The sequence below is a fragment of the Methylocystis sp. JR02 genome (genome assembly GCF_030063565.1).
In the GTDB taxonomy this organism is placed as follows: domain Bacteria; phylum Pseudomonadota; class Alphaproteobacteria; order Rhizobiales; family Beijerinckiaceae; genus Methylocystis; species Methylocystis iwaonis.
Genome location: NZ_JASIRC010000001.1, coordinates 3793852 through 3808263, shown reverse-complemented (window position 1 = coordinate 3808263; position 14412 = coordinate 3793852). Strand labels below are relative to the sequence as shown.

General features: G+C 63.6%; 14 protein-coding genes. 5 read left to right on the top strand and 9 right to left on the bottom strand.

All coding sequences use genetic code 11. The features are described from left to right. The first annotated feature begins 454 nt into the window (after window positions 1-454). Window positions 455-1693, top strand: coding sequence for an IS4 family transposase (locus QNA11_RS18030; RefSeq protein WP_283484075.1), 1239 nt, complete (start codon window positions 455-457; stop codon window positions 1691-1693). Between the two features lie 95 nt (window positions 1694-1788). Continuing rightward, a complete protein-coding gene (locus QNA11_RS18025; RefSeq protein ID WP_202072201.1) occupies window positions 1789-2016 on the top strand; it encodes a hypothetical protein in 228 nt (75 codons plus the stop codon). 140 nt (window positions 2017-2156) lie between these two features. On the opposite strand, the gene phaC is transcribed toward QNA11_RS18025, so the two are convergent. From phaC to QNA11_RS18005, 4 genes are all read right to left on the bottom strand, one after another. Beyond that, window positions 2157-4187 (bottom strand): class I poly(R)-hydroxyalkanoic acid synthase, encoded by a 2031-nt coding sequence (phaC, locus tag QNA11_RS18020; RefSeq protein ID WP_283484074.1) that lies wholly within the window; start codon window positions 4185-4187, stop codon window positions 2157-2159. A 231-nt stretch (window positions 4188-4418) separates the two neighbouring features. Next, window positions 4419-5534, bottom strand: coding sequence for an alanine dehydrogenase (ald, locus tag QNA11_RS18015; RefSeq protein ID WP_283484073.1), 1116 nt, complete (start codon window positions 5532-5534; stop codon window positions 4419-4421). Between the two features lie 122 nt (window positions 5535-5656). Next, complete coding sequence (locus tag QNA11_RS18010) at window positions 5657-6286, bottom strand: iron-containing redox enzyme family protein (protein ID WP_283484072.1); 630 nt, start codon at window positions 6284-6286, stop codon at window positions 5657-5659. Further along, window positions 6279-6971 (bottom strand): hypothetical protein, encoded by a 693-nt coding sequence (locus QNA11_RS18005; RefSeq protein ID WP_283484071.1) that lies wholly within the window; start codon window positions 6969-6971, stop codon window positions 6279-6281. Before QNA11_RS18005 ends, QNA11_RS18010 begins: the two co-directional genes overlap by 8 nt. Window positions 6972-7372: 401 nt before the next feature. Between QNA11_RS18005 and QNA11_RS18000 the strand changes: the two genes are divergently transcribed. From QNA11_RS18000 to QNA11_RS17990, 3 genes are all read left to right on the top strand, one after another. Continuing rightward, window positions 7373-7774: a DUF3775 domain-containing protein gene (locus tag QNA11_RS18000; RefSeq protein WP_202072196.1), complete on the top strand. Its 402-nt coding sequence runs from the start codon at window positions 7373-7375 to the stop codon at window positions 7772-7774. An 86-nt stretch (window positions 7775-7860) separates the two neighbouring features. After that, a complete protein-coding gene (smbP, locus tag QNA11_RS17995; RefSeq protein WP_202072195.1) occupies window positions 7861-8196 on the top strand; it encodes a small metal-binding protein SmbP in 336 nt (111 codons plus the stop codon). 95 nt (window positions 8197-8291) lie between these two features. Beyond that, window positions 8292-9695, top strand: a complete 1404-nt coding sequence (locus QNA11_RS17990) for an amino acid permease (protein ID WP_283484070.1) — start codon at window positions 8292-8294, stop codon at window positions 9693-9695. A 98-nt stretch (window positions 9696-9793) separates the two neighbouring features. On the opposite strand, the gene QNA11_RS17985 is transcribed toward QNA11_RS17990, so the two are convergent. The 5 genes from QNA11_RS17985 to dnaK all read right to left on the bottom strand — a co-directional run bounded on the left by QNA11_RS17985 (window position 9794) and on the right by dnaK (window position 14115). Further along, window positions 9794-10060 carry a hypothetical protein gene (locus QNA11_RS17985; protein ID WP_283484069.1) on the bottom strand — a complete coding sequence of 89 codons (267 nt, stop codon included), beginning with the start codon at window positions 10058-10060 and terminating at the stop codon, window positions 9794-9796. Window positions 10061-10313: 253 nt separating this feature from the next. After that, entirely contained in the window at window positions 10314-11432 is a 1119-nt protein-coding gene (gene dnaJ, locus QNA11_RS17980; RefSeq protein ID WP_283484068.1) for a molecular chaperone DnaJ, read from the bottom strand. Between the two features lies 1 nt (window position 11433). Then, window positions 11434-11790, bottom strand: coding sequence for a HepT-like ribonuclease domain-containing protein (locus QNA11_RS17975; RefSeq protein ID WP_283484067.1), 357 nt, complete (start codon window positions 11788-11790; stop codon window positions 11434-11436). Between the two features lie 32 nt (window positions 11791-11822). Further along, window positions 11823-12113: a nucleotidyltransferase family protein gene (locus QNA11_RS17970; protein WP_283484066.1), complete on the bottom strand. Its 291-nt coding sequence runs from the start codon at window positions 12111-12113 to the stop codon at window positions 11823-11825. A 103-nt stretch (window positions 12114-12216) separates the two neighbouring features. Further along, a complete protein-coding gene (dnaK, locus tag QNA11_RS17965; protein WP_281930916.1) occupies window positions 12217-14115 on the bottom strand; it encodes a molecular chaperone DnaK in 1899 nt (632 codons plus the stop codon). Window positions 14116-14412 lie beyond the last annotated feature (297 nt).

Genomic DNA, 14412 nt, shown 5'->3' with positions numbered 1-14412 from the left:
GCCGGCGGGGTCGGTTAAGCGCGGGACGCGACCCTCGTTCCGTGCGGGAATCCGGCGCCGCCCGCCGGGCCTTCTCCTTCGTGGGGAGATTGCGCGGGAGAAATCCCACGCAAAGGCTGGGCATAGTTTTCGCGCCCGCGACACGCGGCCCGAGTACCGAAAGGGAAAGCGCCGGCGGGCCGGAGGCGGCGCATGTCGAGACCCTTGCGACGCGCTCGGGAGCGTCAAACCTCCCGGGAAAGAAGCAGGCGCCGTCTGGCGGCTGCACCCGAAGGGCCAAGGTCACTTGATGACCCCACCCCGGACGGAAAGGTGCGCGCGAATAAAGACCGCAGCCGGGACGCCTTGGCCCCGATGCGTTTATTTCCTTCACGCTACCGGCCGAACGGGGCCGGGGCGTCCCGGCTTCCTGGATCGCTCGCGTCGGATCGCCGGCGGGCGGCGGGCGCAGGAGGTGCGGCTCACGCGCTTCCTGCGCAATCCTGCGGTGACAGCCGAGGAGATGGCGCGGCACGCCGCCGGGCTCACAGCGGCGCGGGCGGCGGGTCGCGACATAGTGGTGGCGCAGGACACCAGCGAGCTGGCGCTCGGCGGCAAGCGCGCGCAGGCGAACGGCTATGGGCCGGTCGGCAAGGGCGGCGGGACGCGCGGTCTTTTGCTGCACGCGGCCCTGGCGCTCGACGCCGGCACGGGCGCGCTGCTCGGCCTCGCTCATGCCGAGGTCTGGAACCGCGACACGGGGGCCAAGGTCGCGGCGCGGCGCTCGCGCGCGCTCGCGGACAAGGAATCGCAGCGCTGGCTCGATGTGGCGACGCATGCGCGCGAGGATTTCGCGGCGGCGAGGCGGATCACTGTCGTCTCGGATCGGGAGAGCGACATCTACGCGCATCTCGCGCAGCGTCCGGGCGGCGTGGAGCTGATTGTGCGCGCCTGCCAGAACCGGACGATCGCCGCAGACGGCGAGGATGCGATCGAGCTTTTGTTCCCCTTCGCCGACGGATTGGCCGAGGCGGGCCGCTTCGTCGCCGAGATCCCGGCGGCTCCGGGACGCAAGGCGCGCAAGGCGGCGCTCGCGGTCCGCGTCTCGCCGGTCACTTTGCGCAAGCCGCGCCACGGCGCGCGCGACTTGCCGGACACGGTCGGCGTGACTTTGGTCGACGTGCGCGAGGTCGGGGCCGCGGAGGGCGTCGCGCCCATTCATTGGCGGCTTCTCACGACCCATGCGGCGACGAGCCTGGCCGAGGCGCGCCGGGTGATCGACCTCTATCGAATGCGCTGGACCATCGAGGAATTCTTCCGCACGCTGAAGACGGCGGGCTTCGAGATCGAGCAGGCCGACATCTGCGATCCGAAAGTGATGATCAAGCTGGTGGCGGCGACGGCGGTCGCCGCGGTGACGGTCATGCAACTGGTCAAGGCGCGCGACGGCGCGACCGACCAGTTGCTGACGGACGCTTTCGAACCCGAGGACGAAGCGCTGCTCGAGGCCGTCTCGGCGAAGCTCGAGGGCGCGACGGCCCGCCAGAAGAACCCCCACCGCAAAGGCAGCCTCGCCTTCGCCGCCTGGGTCGTCGCCAGGCTCGGCGGCTGGACCGCCTATTACGGAAAGCCCGGCCCCAAAGTAATGCGCCAGGGCCTCGACGACTTTCGACGAATAAAGTTCGGAGCCGCGCTGACCTTCTACGATGTGTGAATCCGATAGCCCGTGAAACAGGGGAGGGTTGGGGAGGGGGCTCTTGCCCGCCGCTCCCCCTGCCCTATCTGCCGCCGCCAACCGGAGCGGCTGCAATGAACGCGCTGAAAACCGACGACTTCCGTGTCGAAAAACAAAACGCCGAATGGATCGTAACCTTCACCCCCACCGGCGCCCGTTTCTTCTTCGGCGACGACGGCATGGAGACGCGCACGAGTGAATCCGACGTGCCGCCCGAAGATTTACCGACCGACTATGATCCGCTGGAGATCGAACGCATGGCCGCGCGGCTGGCTTATCTCGCCCGTGGTCACGCGATTTGAATTCGGACAGTGACGCCGACATGGCGACCACCGCCGTCATTGCGAGGAGCGCAGCGACGAAGCAATCCAGAGCCACATCACGGCCCTGGATTGCTTCGCTTTGCTCGCAATGACGGCGGGGTTCCCCGGCGCTCGCAGTATTACGCCTTCACGCGCACATAGTCGCCCGGCGCGTCGCATAGGATTTCGAGCTTGCCGCCGCCAGGCTCGCGCGCCGGAACCTTGCGCGGCGCCTGGGCGGTGATCCACTCGAGCCAATGCGGCCACCAGGAGCCGGGATGCTCCTCGGCCGCTGCCACCCACTCGTCGAATCCGCCCTTTACCGGCCCGCCGGTCATATAGCCATATTTGCCCTTCGCCGGCGGATTGATGATGCCGGCGATATGGCCCGAGCCCCCGAGCACATAGGTGACGTCGCCGCCGAAGAATTTATCGCCGCGGAAAACCGAGCGCGCCGGCGCGATGTGGTCTTCCTTCGTCGCGACGGAATAGACGGGAATCTTCACGAGGCGCAGATTGATCGGCACGCCGCTCATCACCATCTCGCCGCGCGTGATGCGGTTTTCGAGATAGCAGCTCCGCATATAGAAGGAGTGATTGGCGCGCGGAATGCGCGTTGAATCCGAGTTCCAGTAAAGCAGATCGAAGGCCACGGGCTCGACGCCCTTCATGTAATTATTGACCACATAGGTCCAAATCAGCTCGTTCGGCCGCAGCATGTTGAAGGCGTTGGCCATCTTCACGCCTTCGAGATAGCCGGTCTTCGCCATGGCCTCGTCGAGCGCCGCCATGCGCGCCTCGTCGATGAGGATCTGAAGATCGCCCGCCTCGCTGAAATCCACCTGCGTCGCAAAGAAGGTGACGCTCTCGATGCGGTCGTCGCCTGTCGCCGCCATATAGGCGAGCGTCAGCGCCAGCAGCGTGCCGCCGACGCAATAGCCCGCTGCCGTCACCTTGCGCTCGCCCGTCGCCTTCTCGATGACGTCCAGCGCCGTGAGAATGCCCTCGTGCATATAGGCCTCGAAACCCTTCTCGGCCTTGCTCTCGTCGGGATTGACCCAGGAGATGATGAAGACGGTGAAGCCCTGCTCGACCGCCCAGCGCACGAAGCTCTTGTCCTTGTTGAGATCGAGCACGTAGAACTTATTGATCCAGGGCGGCATAAGGAGCAGCGGGCGCGCATAGACCTCCTCGGTCGTCGGCGAATATTGGATGAGCTCCATCACGTCGTTGCGCCAGATGACCTTGCCCGGCGTGTTGGCGAGATCGATCCCAAGACGGAATTTGCTGTCGTCGCTCTGGCGAATCTTCAGCACGCCGCCGCCGGCGTTGATGTCCTCGGCGAACATCTTCAGGCCGCGGATCAGGTTTTCGCCCTTGTTCTCGATCGTCGCGCGCAGCAGCTCGGGATTGGTGGCGACGAAATTCGACGGCGACACTGCGCTCGCCAGCAGCCGCGTGTAAAACGCCGCCTTGGCGCGCGTTTGCGGATCGAGCCCCTCGGCCTTGTCGACCATCTCGCCGGCCCAGCGGGACGTATAGAGATAGGATTGGCGCAGCCAATCGAAGAAGGGATTCTGCTCCCATTCGGGCGAGGCGAAGCGCTTGTCGGCGGGATCGGGCGGCACGATCGGCGGAACATTCTCGCCCGTATAGCGGCGCATGGTCTGGCGCCAGATTTCGCTCAAGCCCCCGTAAAGCTCGGCCTGCGCCACGGCCGCGCGGTCGGGTTTTGCCAGCCAATATTCCGCGACGACGCCCAGCGTCTTGGTGGCGTCGGCGACGCTCGCCGCAAGCTCGCTGCGCGGTCCCCCGGCGTCGACATTGCCGATGGCGGCGGCGATGGCCTTGCGGCCCTGGTCGACGAGCTTGGCCATGTTCTCGGCCATGAGTTCGAGCTCGGCGCTCGTCAGCGGCGATGGAATCGGCGGCATCAGCATCGATTGCGCGCCCGCCTCCGCGGCCCTCGATTCGGCCTTCCGTTCCTTGCGCGGCGCGTTGGCGGCAGGCTCCGCCGCCGTCTCACGCATCTTGGCGGCCGCCGCCTTGGCTTTCTTCTCGCCCTTCTTCTTGGATTTCTTCTTGCGTCCCGTCGCCTCCGACGCCGCCTCGATCCCTGGCGGAGCCTTCCGCCCCTCGACCGCAGGCTCTTCGTCGCGCGTGACCGTCATGCTTTCTCCTCGACATTTTCCCGCGGGCGGCGGCTTTTAGCGGCCTGGGCGCTATGCCCATAACGACCCGGCGCGCCTCGGTCTATCGGCGTTTTGGCGGTCAAGAAAGCGGCTGGCCGGCCGCGCCGCGCCTCCGCGCGAGCCGAAGGAAGGTATCGTCTATTTCTTACAATCACATAGAACTCCGGACGCCGCCACTCCGCCATGATGTCGCGGGATCGGGCCTATCGCTCAATAGAAAACACCGGGCAATGGCGTGAGCGGCAGCTCATGCGCCGCCGCGACAGGGGCCGAGACGACGCGCCCGTCGAAAATTTCGAGCCCCGCGCGCAAATGTGAATCGTCCGTAAGCGCCGCCCGCCAGCCCTTGTTCGCGATCGCGAGGACGAAAGGCAAAGTGGCGTTGTTGAGCGCGAAGGTCGAGGTGCGCGGCACGACGCCCGGCATATTGGTCACGCAATAATGCACCACGCCGTCGACGACATAGACCGGGTCGGAATGGCTCGTCGGGCGCGAGGTCTCGCAGCAGCCGCCCTGGTCGATAGCGACGTCGACGATGACGGCGCCGCGCTTCATCGTGGGTAACATGTCGCGCGTGACGAGAATGGGCGCGCGGGCGCCCGGCGTCAGCGCGGCGCAGATGACGAGATCGGCGCGCTTGATTGTTTCGGCGACGGATGTGCGGGTGGAATAGATGCTCCGTACAGTCGACCCGAATCTCGCTTCGAGACGGCGCAGGGCCTCGACGTTGCGATCCGCGACGAGCACGCTCGCGCCCATGCCCAGCGCTATCGCCGCCGCCTGCAAGCCGACATTGCCGGCGCCGAGAACGAGAACCTCCGCCGATGGAACGCCCGGCGCGCCAGCGAGCAGCACGCCTCTCCCGCCCTCGCCTTTTTCGAGAAAGCGCGCGCCCACCTGCGGCGCAAGACGGCCGGCGATTTCCGACATCGGCGCCAGCAGCGGCAGACCGCCGCCGGCGGACGTCACCGTTTCATAGGCGATGCAATTAGCGCCGCTCTGCATCAAGCCCCGGGTGAGCGCGGCGTCGGCGGCAAGATGCAGATAGGTGAAAAGGACCATCCCCGGCCGCAGCAGCGCGATTTCGATCGGCTGCGGCTCCTTGACCTTCACGATCAATTCTGCGCTCGCAAATATCTCCGCTGGGCCTTCGACGAGTCGGGCGCCGGCCAGCGCATAATCGTCATCCGTCAGGCCAGCGCCCGCGCCGGCGCCTTTCTCGATCAGCACGTCGTGGCCGGAATGAACCAGCTCCGCGACGGACGACGGCGTCAGGCCGACGCGATATTCATTGTCCTTGATTTCCCTGGGCGCGCCGACACGCATCCGCCGCTCCGCAAAATTTCTCCGTCACTATATGCGAAGCGCGCCGGTCGGGGACAAGGGCTCCGGTGAAGCCGCGTTCACGACGCGCGCGTCGGGCGCGCGCGTCGCATTTGTCGATATTGCTAAGCCGCCCTCGCGCGCTCGACGCTCCGGCCTCGAGCCGCCTGCGAGATGATCTGGCAGTAAAGATCGGCGGTCTGGGCCATGTTTACCAGAATGTCGCTCTTCTGGCTCGCCGACAGGCCCTCGATCTGGGCGAAGGCTTTCGGCAGATGATCGACGTCCTCCTCGACATGAACCCTCAAGAAATTGGCGCAGCGCTTGCCGTGCGCGCGCTCGACGCGCTGATAGATGTCAGGGCAAGCGGATACCGCGACTCCTTCCAGGAGAAGGATGTAACCAAAGAGCGCGGTCGGATCGAGGCGCTCGATCTTGTAGTATTGCGACTCGTAAAACGCCTTTGTTATCGAATGTTCGGGAAAGTCCTCGAGCTTCGACCCCAGGCCGCGCAGATCGTTCAACGCCAGGCGCTCATGCAGTTTTTCCTCGCCGATATGCTGAACGAAGCGGCGGTGAAGCAGGTCTCTATCGACCCGGCAAAGGCCCGCCGCAAGACCCAAAAGCCGCGTCGAGTGGCAGACGTAGTAATAAGTCTGCGCGAGAAAATCGGCGTAGGCGTAGGGATTTTCCCAAGGGCACGCCGACATTTCCTTTTTCACGTTGCTGAGAAGAACATCGAGCGCTTCACGCATTTTTCGCCCCCTTGTAACGAGCTCTTTGGATGGGATGTTGCCGCTTGACGCCCCAGAGGTACCGTACTGCGCGGGCAACCTCCGCTTCCCCGCCGGTCATGTTTTGCGGAAAGAAGGCGACGAGATCGACCGGCGAATTGTGGTGGACCAAACCGGTCGCCAGAGGCGTCGCGCCGAGCCGATAGGTCGTCTTGTGCATGCCGCGATCAGCGCGCATGGCGCCCGTCATGGCGTCGGCGCCCGACTCCAAAAAGCGCTGGATGAGAAGGCCCATCATGACGTCTTTCATCGGCAGCCCGAGGGCGTTGCTCCGCGCCATCGGATGGATTGTCAAATTGCAGCAGATGATGATGTCTTTGCCATTGGCGCGCAGCCCATCGATGGCTTCCGCGGGCCACATCTGAAAATAGGAATCCTCGCGCACGCTCGGGAGCTCGATATCCCGCCAGCGCATCAGGCCCAGCGCCAAACATACGGGGCCGCGAAAGACGCAGAGGATTTCGTCTTGCCGGGCGAAATCGTCCGAGAACATTTTGTCGAGCCCATCCAGCTCCCTGAATGTCTCCGACCAGACCATCTTCCACATGGCGTAAGCGCTTTTGTAGTCGCTCAATTGAGCAGACGACGGGTTGGCGCCGGGAAGCGAAACAACGCGTAATGTTGGTAGAATGTCGCTGGCTATCATGTCATTTTTACTCCTAATAATTACAACAATTAAGTATTACATGGATCTCATGGCACAATGTTGGCAAAAAGTTGACTATTTTGCGAGTTTATTATAGAGTTAATACATAGTACAAGAATCAAACTTCTTTCTCATAAATATATACTTTAACAGCTTGACTATATACTTCAGCAATAAGTGATTGAATGGATATGACTTGATTTCTACGCAGCCATGCCGTGCAATAAGCTCGGCAGAGGCCGCCCGCGGCCTCTCCCAGGCGCAAGGCGCTCGAGCGCCTCGCAAAATTGTTGCCTCGAGACCGGTCTAAATTGGGCAGGATGAATATATGCAAAGGGCGCCGCTCGCGAGAGCGGCCACGGTAAAGCCGCCAGCTCGCATCGAAACGGAGAGGAACGGCCATGCCCACAATCAATACCGACAAGGTTTGCTTCATCGTCGTCAAAGCGCGCGAACTCGAAAGCGAGGACGAAGGCATGGACGCCGACGCCTCCAACGCCACCGACGACAATTTCGTGAGCGTCATGACCGAAGAGGCCTTTGCTACGGTGCGTGACGAAATTGCTTCCTTCATCGACGCCATGGACGAAGACGAGCAGGCTGAGCTCGTGGCCCTCACCTGGATCGGACGCGGCGATTATGCAGCGGCGGATTGGAACGAGGCGGTGCGTGAGGCGCGCGCCCGGCGTCAGGGCTCGACCTCGGCCTATCTCATCGGCATCCCCCTCCTTTCCTCTCTGCTCGAAAATGGCCTCGGCGAATTCGGCGAAAGCTGCGCGCTCTACGCGGCCGACAGACAATAGAGCGCGCGGGCGCCAAGGGCGACGCTGGAAGGATGACGCGAGCGCGCCATATCGCTTCTGCGGCACGTATTTGAGGAGTCGGTCAAATGAACCGCAGAGTTTTCGCTCTCGCGCTTTCCCTTTCGCTCGGACTGGCCTTCGCGCCACGACTGGCCTTTGCGGAAAACCATCTTTCCGAAGCGATCGCGCATACCAAGCAGGCGATCGATCACGGCAAGCAGGGTCATGGCGACGTGCTCGCCACCCACGCCGAACAAGCGCTGAAACACGCCGAAGCGGCCGAGAAGGAAAAGGCGAACCCGCATATCAAGCAGGGCATCACCCATCTCGAAAAGGCCATCGAGACGGGCAAGGAGAAAAAAGCTGAAGCCGCGACCAAACACGCGGAAGAAGCGCTGATGCATCTCGAGCAAGCAAAATAAGCCGCGCAAAAGGGCGGCTTTGCCCGCTCTTTTGTCGAACATGACAGCGCTGGCGCGATCGCTTATGTGAAGCCTCGGGTATGAAGGGGGCGAGCATGAGCCTGCGCGAACTGGCGCGCGCCAAATCCATCGAGCGTCTTCGATCGGAAGCCGACGGCGCAGGCGGCTTCCCCCGCGTGCTGGGCGTGTGGCAGCTCACCAGCATCGGGCTCGGCGGATTGATTGGCGTCGGCATTTTCGTGCTGACCGGCGTCGTCGCCGCGACGCAGGCCGGCCCGGCCGTCGCCTTGTCCTTTCTGATCGCCGGCGTCGCCAGCGGCGCCGCGGCGCTGTCCTATGCGGAATTCGCCGGTCTGATTCCGGTCGCGGGCAGCGCCTACACTTATTCTTATGCGGTGCTCGGCGAGCTGGTCGCCTGGATCATCGGCTGGGACCTGCTGCTCGAATATGCGCTGGTGGTCGCCGTCGTCTCCATCGGCTGGTCGGGCTATTTGCAGGCGCTGCTCGCCCAGCTTGGCATTCCCCTTCCCGATTGGGCGGCCGGCGCGGCGGGGACGGGCCCCGGTCATATGGTCGATCTTCTCGCGGCGCTCGGCGCCTTGGGCGTCGCAGGGCTGCTGACGCTGCGCATCGAATGGGGCGCGCGTTTCAACACGGCGATGGTGGTTGTTAAGGTGGCGGCCGTGCTCTTCGTCATCGCCGCAGGCCTGCCCTATGTGCGCCTAGAGAACTGGCGGCCTTTCATGCCCTTCGGCTTCTCGGGTGTCGCCGAGGGCGCGGCGGTCGTGTTCTTCGCAGTCTTTGGCTACGACACGCTGACGACGGCGGCGGAAGAAGCGCGTCATCCGCAACGCGACCTGCCCCGCGCCGTGCTGCTGTCGCTCGCCATATCGCTCACGCTCTATGTCGCCATGTCGCTGGTGCTGACAGGCATTGCGCGCTTCGACACGCTGGACACGCCGGCGCCCGTCGTCGCCGCTTTCGCCTCGATCGGCCTGCCCTGGGTGGCCTTCATCGTGTCGATCGCCGCCGTCGCCGGCATCACCAGCGTGATGCTGGCGTTTCTCCTGGGCTGCGCGCGCATCTGGTTCGCGATGAGCCGCGACGGCCTGCTGCCGCAGTGGTTCGCGGTGGTGCATCCGCGCTTTCGCACGCCCTATCGGCCGACGCTGATCGCCGGCGCGCTGACGGCGGTTGTGGCGGCGCTTTACCCGATCAAGGAAGTGGCCGAGCTCGTGAATATCGGCACGCTTTCCGCTTTCGTGGTCATTTGCGTCGCCGTGATCGTGCTGCGCAAAACCCGGCCGGACGCGCCGAGAAGCTTCCGCACGCCTTTCGTGCCCTTCACGCCGCTCGCCGGCGTCGCCTTCTCGCTGTGGCTTTTATCCCGGCTCCCGGCCATCGCCTGGGAGCGCTTTCTCATTTGGATGGCGATCGGGCTGGCGATTTATTTCTTATACAGCCGACGCCATAGCCGGCTGGCGCGCGGGCTGCGTTGATAGGTAACCCACTTGGTTGGTTCCGTGTCATTCCCGACGCTCGCAAAGCGAGCGATCGGGAAATCCAGAGCAAAACCAGCGTTCTTGTTAGCGGCAGCTCACGGCCACCTGGTCACCTGCAACTCGTGCGTATAGCCCACCGCCTTTGCATTGCGGACGCACGCTTGATGGGTGGCTTCGAAAGCCCTTCTGGAAATCGCGGGTGCTGAAGCGTTAATACGCCCTCCACACACAACAACTTGCCCAGTGTTAGGATTTTTCAAAACATCCTGGCTGAACTTGACAGTTGGATTTCCCGACGTTGCACATCCGCCGACAAATAAAGCAACAATCACCCGAGAGAACTTTAACGCCGCATTTTTCATTTTCTTAGTCCTTGAAATACCGACACAAATAAGTCGCTCGCAGACTGGTGGCCGCTTGTCTGCTTAGATATTCTGGCGCGCTTGAGAACTGGAAAGCCTATAACAAACGGCTAAGCTACTGGCAAGGACTGGAGCGGTCGCGTGCTTCCCAGTGCAGCTATGATCAACTGTCGTTTCTGCCGAAGAAGCGGACGCGCAAGCGCGCCAAAGTCGCGCACAACGGGCAGCCAGATATGGCGCGTCTCGCCCTGCTCTACCCCCCGAACAAATCCTTCATCCGCGCGAAGAAACCATGCTCCTCGGGATGCGTCTCGTGCGAGGATTCCTTCTCGAACTCCGCCAAGAGCTCTTTCTGCCGCTTTGTGAGCTTCTGCGGGGTCTCGACGCTGAGCTGCACATGCAAATCGCCGTGGTCGCGCCCACGCAGGACGGGCATGCCCTTGCTCTTGGCCTTGATCTGCCGGCCGGACTGGGCGCCCTCCGGCACCTTGATCTTGACCTCCGAGCCGTCGAGCGCATGGACCTTGATCTCGCCGCCCAGCGCGGCGCGGACCATCGAGATCGGCACGCGGCAATAAAGGTCGGCGCCGTCGCGCTGGAAGAAGGGGTGCGGCTTCACGGAAAGGAAAATGTAGAGGTCGCCGGGCGGCCCGCCGCGCATGCCGGCCTCGCCCTCGCCCGCAAGGCGAATGCGGGTCCCGTCCTCGACGCCCGGCGGCACATTGACGGAGAGCGAGCGCTCCACAGTCTTGCGGCCCGAGCCCGAGCAGGAGGGGCAGGGATTCTCGATGATCTCGCCGCGCCCCTGACAGGTCGGGCAGGTGCGTTCGATGGCGAAGAAGCCCTGCTGCGCGCGCACGCGGCCATGGCCGGCGCAAGTGGTGCAGGTCTTGGGCTTGGAGCCCTTCTTGGCGCCCGTGCCGGCGCAGGCTTCGCAGGTCGCCGAGGTCGGAATCTGGAGCGAGGCGGTCTTGCCGTGATAGGCCTCCTCCAGCGTGATCTCCATATTGTAGCGCAGGTCGGAGCCGCGCTCGCGCCCGCCAGAGCGGCCGCGCCGCCCCATGACGTCGCCGAAGAGATCCTCGAAAATATCGGCCATGGAGGCGCCGAAGCCTTCCGACGCGCCAAAGCCCCCCATGCCGCCCCGCTCGAAGGCGGCGTGGCCGAAGCGGTCATAGGCCGAGCGCTTCTGCGGATCGGTGAGGGTCTGATAGGCCTCGTTCAATTCCTTGAAGCGCGCCTCCGCCTCCGCATCGCCGGGATGGCGGTCCGGATGGCATTGCATCGCCATCTTGCGAAAGGCGATTTTCATCTCGACTTCCGTCGCGGTCTTCGAGATGCCGAGGACTTCGTAATAATCGCGTTTGGACATTTTAGTCTTCGGTTGGTCCGTTCGGCGCGCCGCCTAATTGCTCTCCAGCAGCCTCATAAATCGTATCGAGGCGACAAAGCAATTCCGGCACGTCTGACAGCACTGTTTGCCAAATGACGCGAAAGTTCAGCTCGGTATAGCCGTGGGCGATCCGATTGCGCAATCCAACCATGTGTTGCAACGGCAGGTTAGGATGAGCCGCGATAAACTCCCGGTGATCTCGCCCGAGCCGCGTCGCCGCCTCGCCGATGATGAGAAGGCTCATGGCGACCGCTTGCTGCGTTCGGACATCGGCGAGAAAATCCTGTTCTTGCATTCCCTCTAAAAAGGACGTGGCGCGCCGTCCCGCCTCCAACATTTGGTCAAGGACGAGGAAGACGTTCCGGTCCCTCATATCGGCTCCGCCTCGGAGATCACCTGGGCGCGAATGCGCTTGGGCAGTTCCTGCGGCGTCAGCAGATCAACTCGCACGCCCAGAATACCCTGCAGGTCCATTTGCAGGCCGCCAAGATCGAACAGGGTCGCTCCCGGGAGCGCATCGACCAGAATGTCGATGTCGCTGCCCTCGTGATCCTCCCCATACAGAACGGAGCCGAACACGCGCGGATTGGCCGTGCGGTAGCGAGTCACCGCCGCCCGGACAGCTTCGCGATGTAATTCAAGCGCCGCGGAGGGTCTCATTCGGGGCCTTCCCTGGCCTCACTTGGATGCAACGAAACCCGGCGCTCTCGCGCCGGGCTTCCCCGTTGGCTAGCGCATCCGGCCGCTCGAGGCCAGAGCGCGCTTACTTCTTGTGGTCGTCGCCGACGTCCTTGAACTCGGCGTCGATCACGTCGTCCTTGGGGGCCTCGGCTGCGCCGGCGCCGGTCGCGTCGGCCTGCTGGGCCTTGTACATCGCCTCGCCGAGCTTCATCGAGGCCTGCGCCAGCTCATTGGTCTTGGCCTTGATGGCCTCGACATCATCGCCTTCGAGCGCGCTCTTCAGCGACGCGATTGCCGCCTCGATCGCGCTCTTGTCGGCGCCGGAGACCTTGTCGCCGTAATCGGCCACGGCCTTCTCTGCCGTATGGATTCCGGCTTCGGCATGGTTCTTGGCGTCGACCAGCTCGCGGCGCTTCTTGTCCTCGGTCGCGTGCAGCTCGGCGTCCTTGACCATCTTGTCGATGTCGGCGTCCGACAGACCGCCAGAGGCCTGGATGCGGATCTGCTGCTCCTTGTTGGTGGCCTTGTCCTTCGCCGTGACGTTCACGATGCCGTTGGCGTCGATGTCGAAGGTCACCTCGATCTGCGGCATGCCGCGCGGGGACGGCGGAATGCCCATCAGGTCGAACTGGCCGAGCAGCTTATTGTCCGCCGCCATTTCGCGCTCGCCCTGGAAGACGCGGATGGTCACGGCCTGCTGATTGTCTTCAGCGGTCGAGAACACCTGGCTCTTCTTGGTCGGGATGGTCGTGTTCCGGTCGATGAGGCGCGTGAACACGCCGCCGAGCGTCTCGATGCCGAGCGACAGCGGGGTCACGTCGAGCAGCAGCACGTCCTTCACGTCGCCCTGCAGAACGCCCGCCTGGACCGCCGCGCCGATGGCGACGACTTCGTCCGGGTTGACGCCCTTATGGGGCTCCTTGCCGAAGAACTGCTTCACGACTTCCTGCACCTTCGGCATGCGGGTCATGCCGCCGACGAGCACCACTTCGTCGATCTCGGCCGCCGTGAGGCCGGCGTCCTTGAGCGCCTTCTTGCAGGGCTCGACGGTGCGCTGGATCAGATCGTCGACCAGCGCCTCGAACTTCGCGCGCGTCAGCTTCAGGGTTAGATGCTTCGGACCCGTGGCGTCGGCGGTGATGTAAGGCAGGTTGATCTCGGTCTGCGTGGCGGAGGAGAGCTCGATCTTCGCCTTTTCGGCCGCTTCCTTCAGACGCTGCAGGGCGAGCTTGTCCTTGGTAAGGTCGATGCCCTGCTCTTTCTTGAACTCACTGGCCAGATATTCAACGAGCCGATTGTCGAAGTCCTCGCCGCCGAGGAAGGTGTCGCCATTCGTCGACTTCACCTCGAAGACGCCGTCGCCGATCTCGAGAACCGAGACGTCGAAGGTGCCGCCGCCGAGGTCGTAAACCGCGATCGTGCCCGACTGCTTCTTGTCGAGGCCATAGGCGAGCGCCGCCGCCGTCGGCTCGTTGATGATTCGCAGAACCTCGAGGCCCGCGATCTTGCCGGCGTCCTTGGTGGCCTGACGCTGGGCGTCGTTGAAGTAGGCGGGAACCGTGATGACGGCCTGCGTGACGGTCGAGCCGAGATAGGCCTCCGCCGTCTCCTTCATTTTCTGCAGGATGAAGGCCGAAATCTGCGAGGGCGAATATTGCTTGCCCGCGGCTTCCACCCAGGCGTCGCCGTTATTGGCCTTCACGATCTTATAGGGGACGAGGCCGATGTCCTTCTTGGTCATCGGGTCTTCGAAGGTGCGGCCGATGAGGCGCTTGATGGCGAAGAAGGTCTTGTCGGGGTTCGTCACCGCCTGACGCTTCGCCGGCTGGCCGACCAGGCGCTCGCCGTCGTCGGTGAAGGCGACGATCGAGGGGGTCGTGCGCGCGCCTTCGGCGTTCTCAATGACTTTGGGGCTCGACCCTTCCATGACGGCCACGCAGGAGTTGGTCGTGCCGAGGTCGATGCCGATAATTTTGGCCATATGTCGTTCCTTTCGCTTTCGAATTTGGACCCCGAAGCGGTCCCTTCGACGCTCTTGGACAGCGGCTCGCCATGAGCCCGCCGCGCGATCCAGAAGCGCTATCGTTCCCCAAGATTGTGTTCGCCCGAGCCTGCCGCAAGGGTTGGCCGCATATAGAAGAAGGAATCCTCCTCGACAAGCGGCATGGAGCCGGCGCTCAGGGCGCTAGCAAGATTCTGACCGTTCGCCGCCCGTCAGGGCTTGACCGCGCGTGACGAGTGATGAATATTGAAATTCATCAGACGTTACTCCTCCAGG

Coding starts and splice junctions, on each gene's coding strand:
- QNA11_RS18025 (WP_202072201.1), top strand. CDS start 1,789: ATGAACGCGCTGAAAACCGACGACTTCCGTGTCGAAAAACAAAACGCC.
- phaC (WP_283484074.1), bottom strand. CDS start 4,187: ATGACGGTCACGCGCGACGAAGAGCCTGCGGTCGAGGGGCGGAAGGCT.
- ald (WP_283484073.1), bottom strand. CDS start 5,534: ATGCGTGTCGGCGCGCCCAGGGAAATCAAGGACAATGAATATCGCGTC.
- QNA11_RS18010 (WP_283484072.1), bottom strand. CDS start 6,286: ATGCGTGAAGCGCTCGATGTTCTTCTCAGCAACGTGAAAAAGGAAATG.
- QNA11_RS18005 (WP_283484071.1), bottom strand. CDS start 6,971: ATGATAGCCAGCGACATTCTACCAACATTACGCGTTGTTTCGCTTCCC.
- QNA11_RS18000 (WP_202072196.1), top strand. CDS start 7,373: ATGCCCACAATCAATACCGACAAGGTTTGCTTCATCGTCGTCAAAGCG.
- smbP (WP_202072195.1), top strand. CDS start 7,861: ATGAACCGCAGAGTTTTCGCTCTCGCGCTTTCCCTTTCGCTCGGACTG.
- QNA11_RS17990 (WP_283484070.1), top strand. CDS start 8,292: ATGAGCCTGCGCGAACTGGCGCGCGCCAAATCCATCGAGCGTCTTCGA.
- QNA11_RS17985 (WP_283484069.1), bottom strand. CDS start 10,060: ATGAAAAATGCGGCGTTAAAGTTCTCTCGGGTGATTGTTGCTTTATTT.
- dnaJ (WP_283484068.1), bottom strand. CDS start 11,432: ATGTCCAAACGCGATTATTACGAAGTCCTCGGCATCTCGAAGACCGCG.
- QNA11_RS17975 (WP_283484067.1), bottom strand. CDS start 11,790: ATGTTGGAGGCGGGACGGCGCGCCACGTCCTTTTTAGAGGGAATGCAA.
- QNA11_RS17970 (WP_283484066.1), bottom strand. CDS start 12,113: ATGAGACCCTCCGCGGCGCTTGAATTACATCGCGAAGCTGTCCGGGCG.
- dnaK (WP_281930916.1), bottom strand. CDS start 14,115: ATGGCCAAAATTATCGGCATCGACCTCGGCACGACCAACTCCTGCGTG.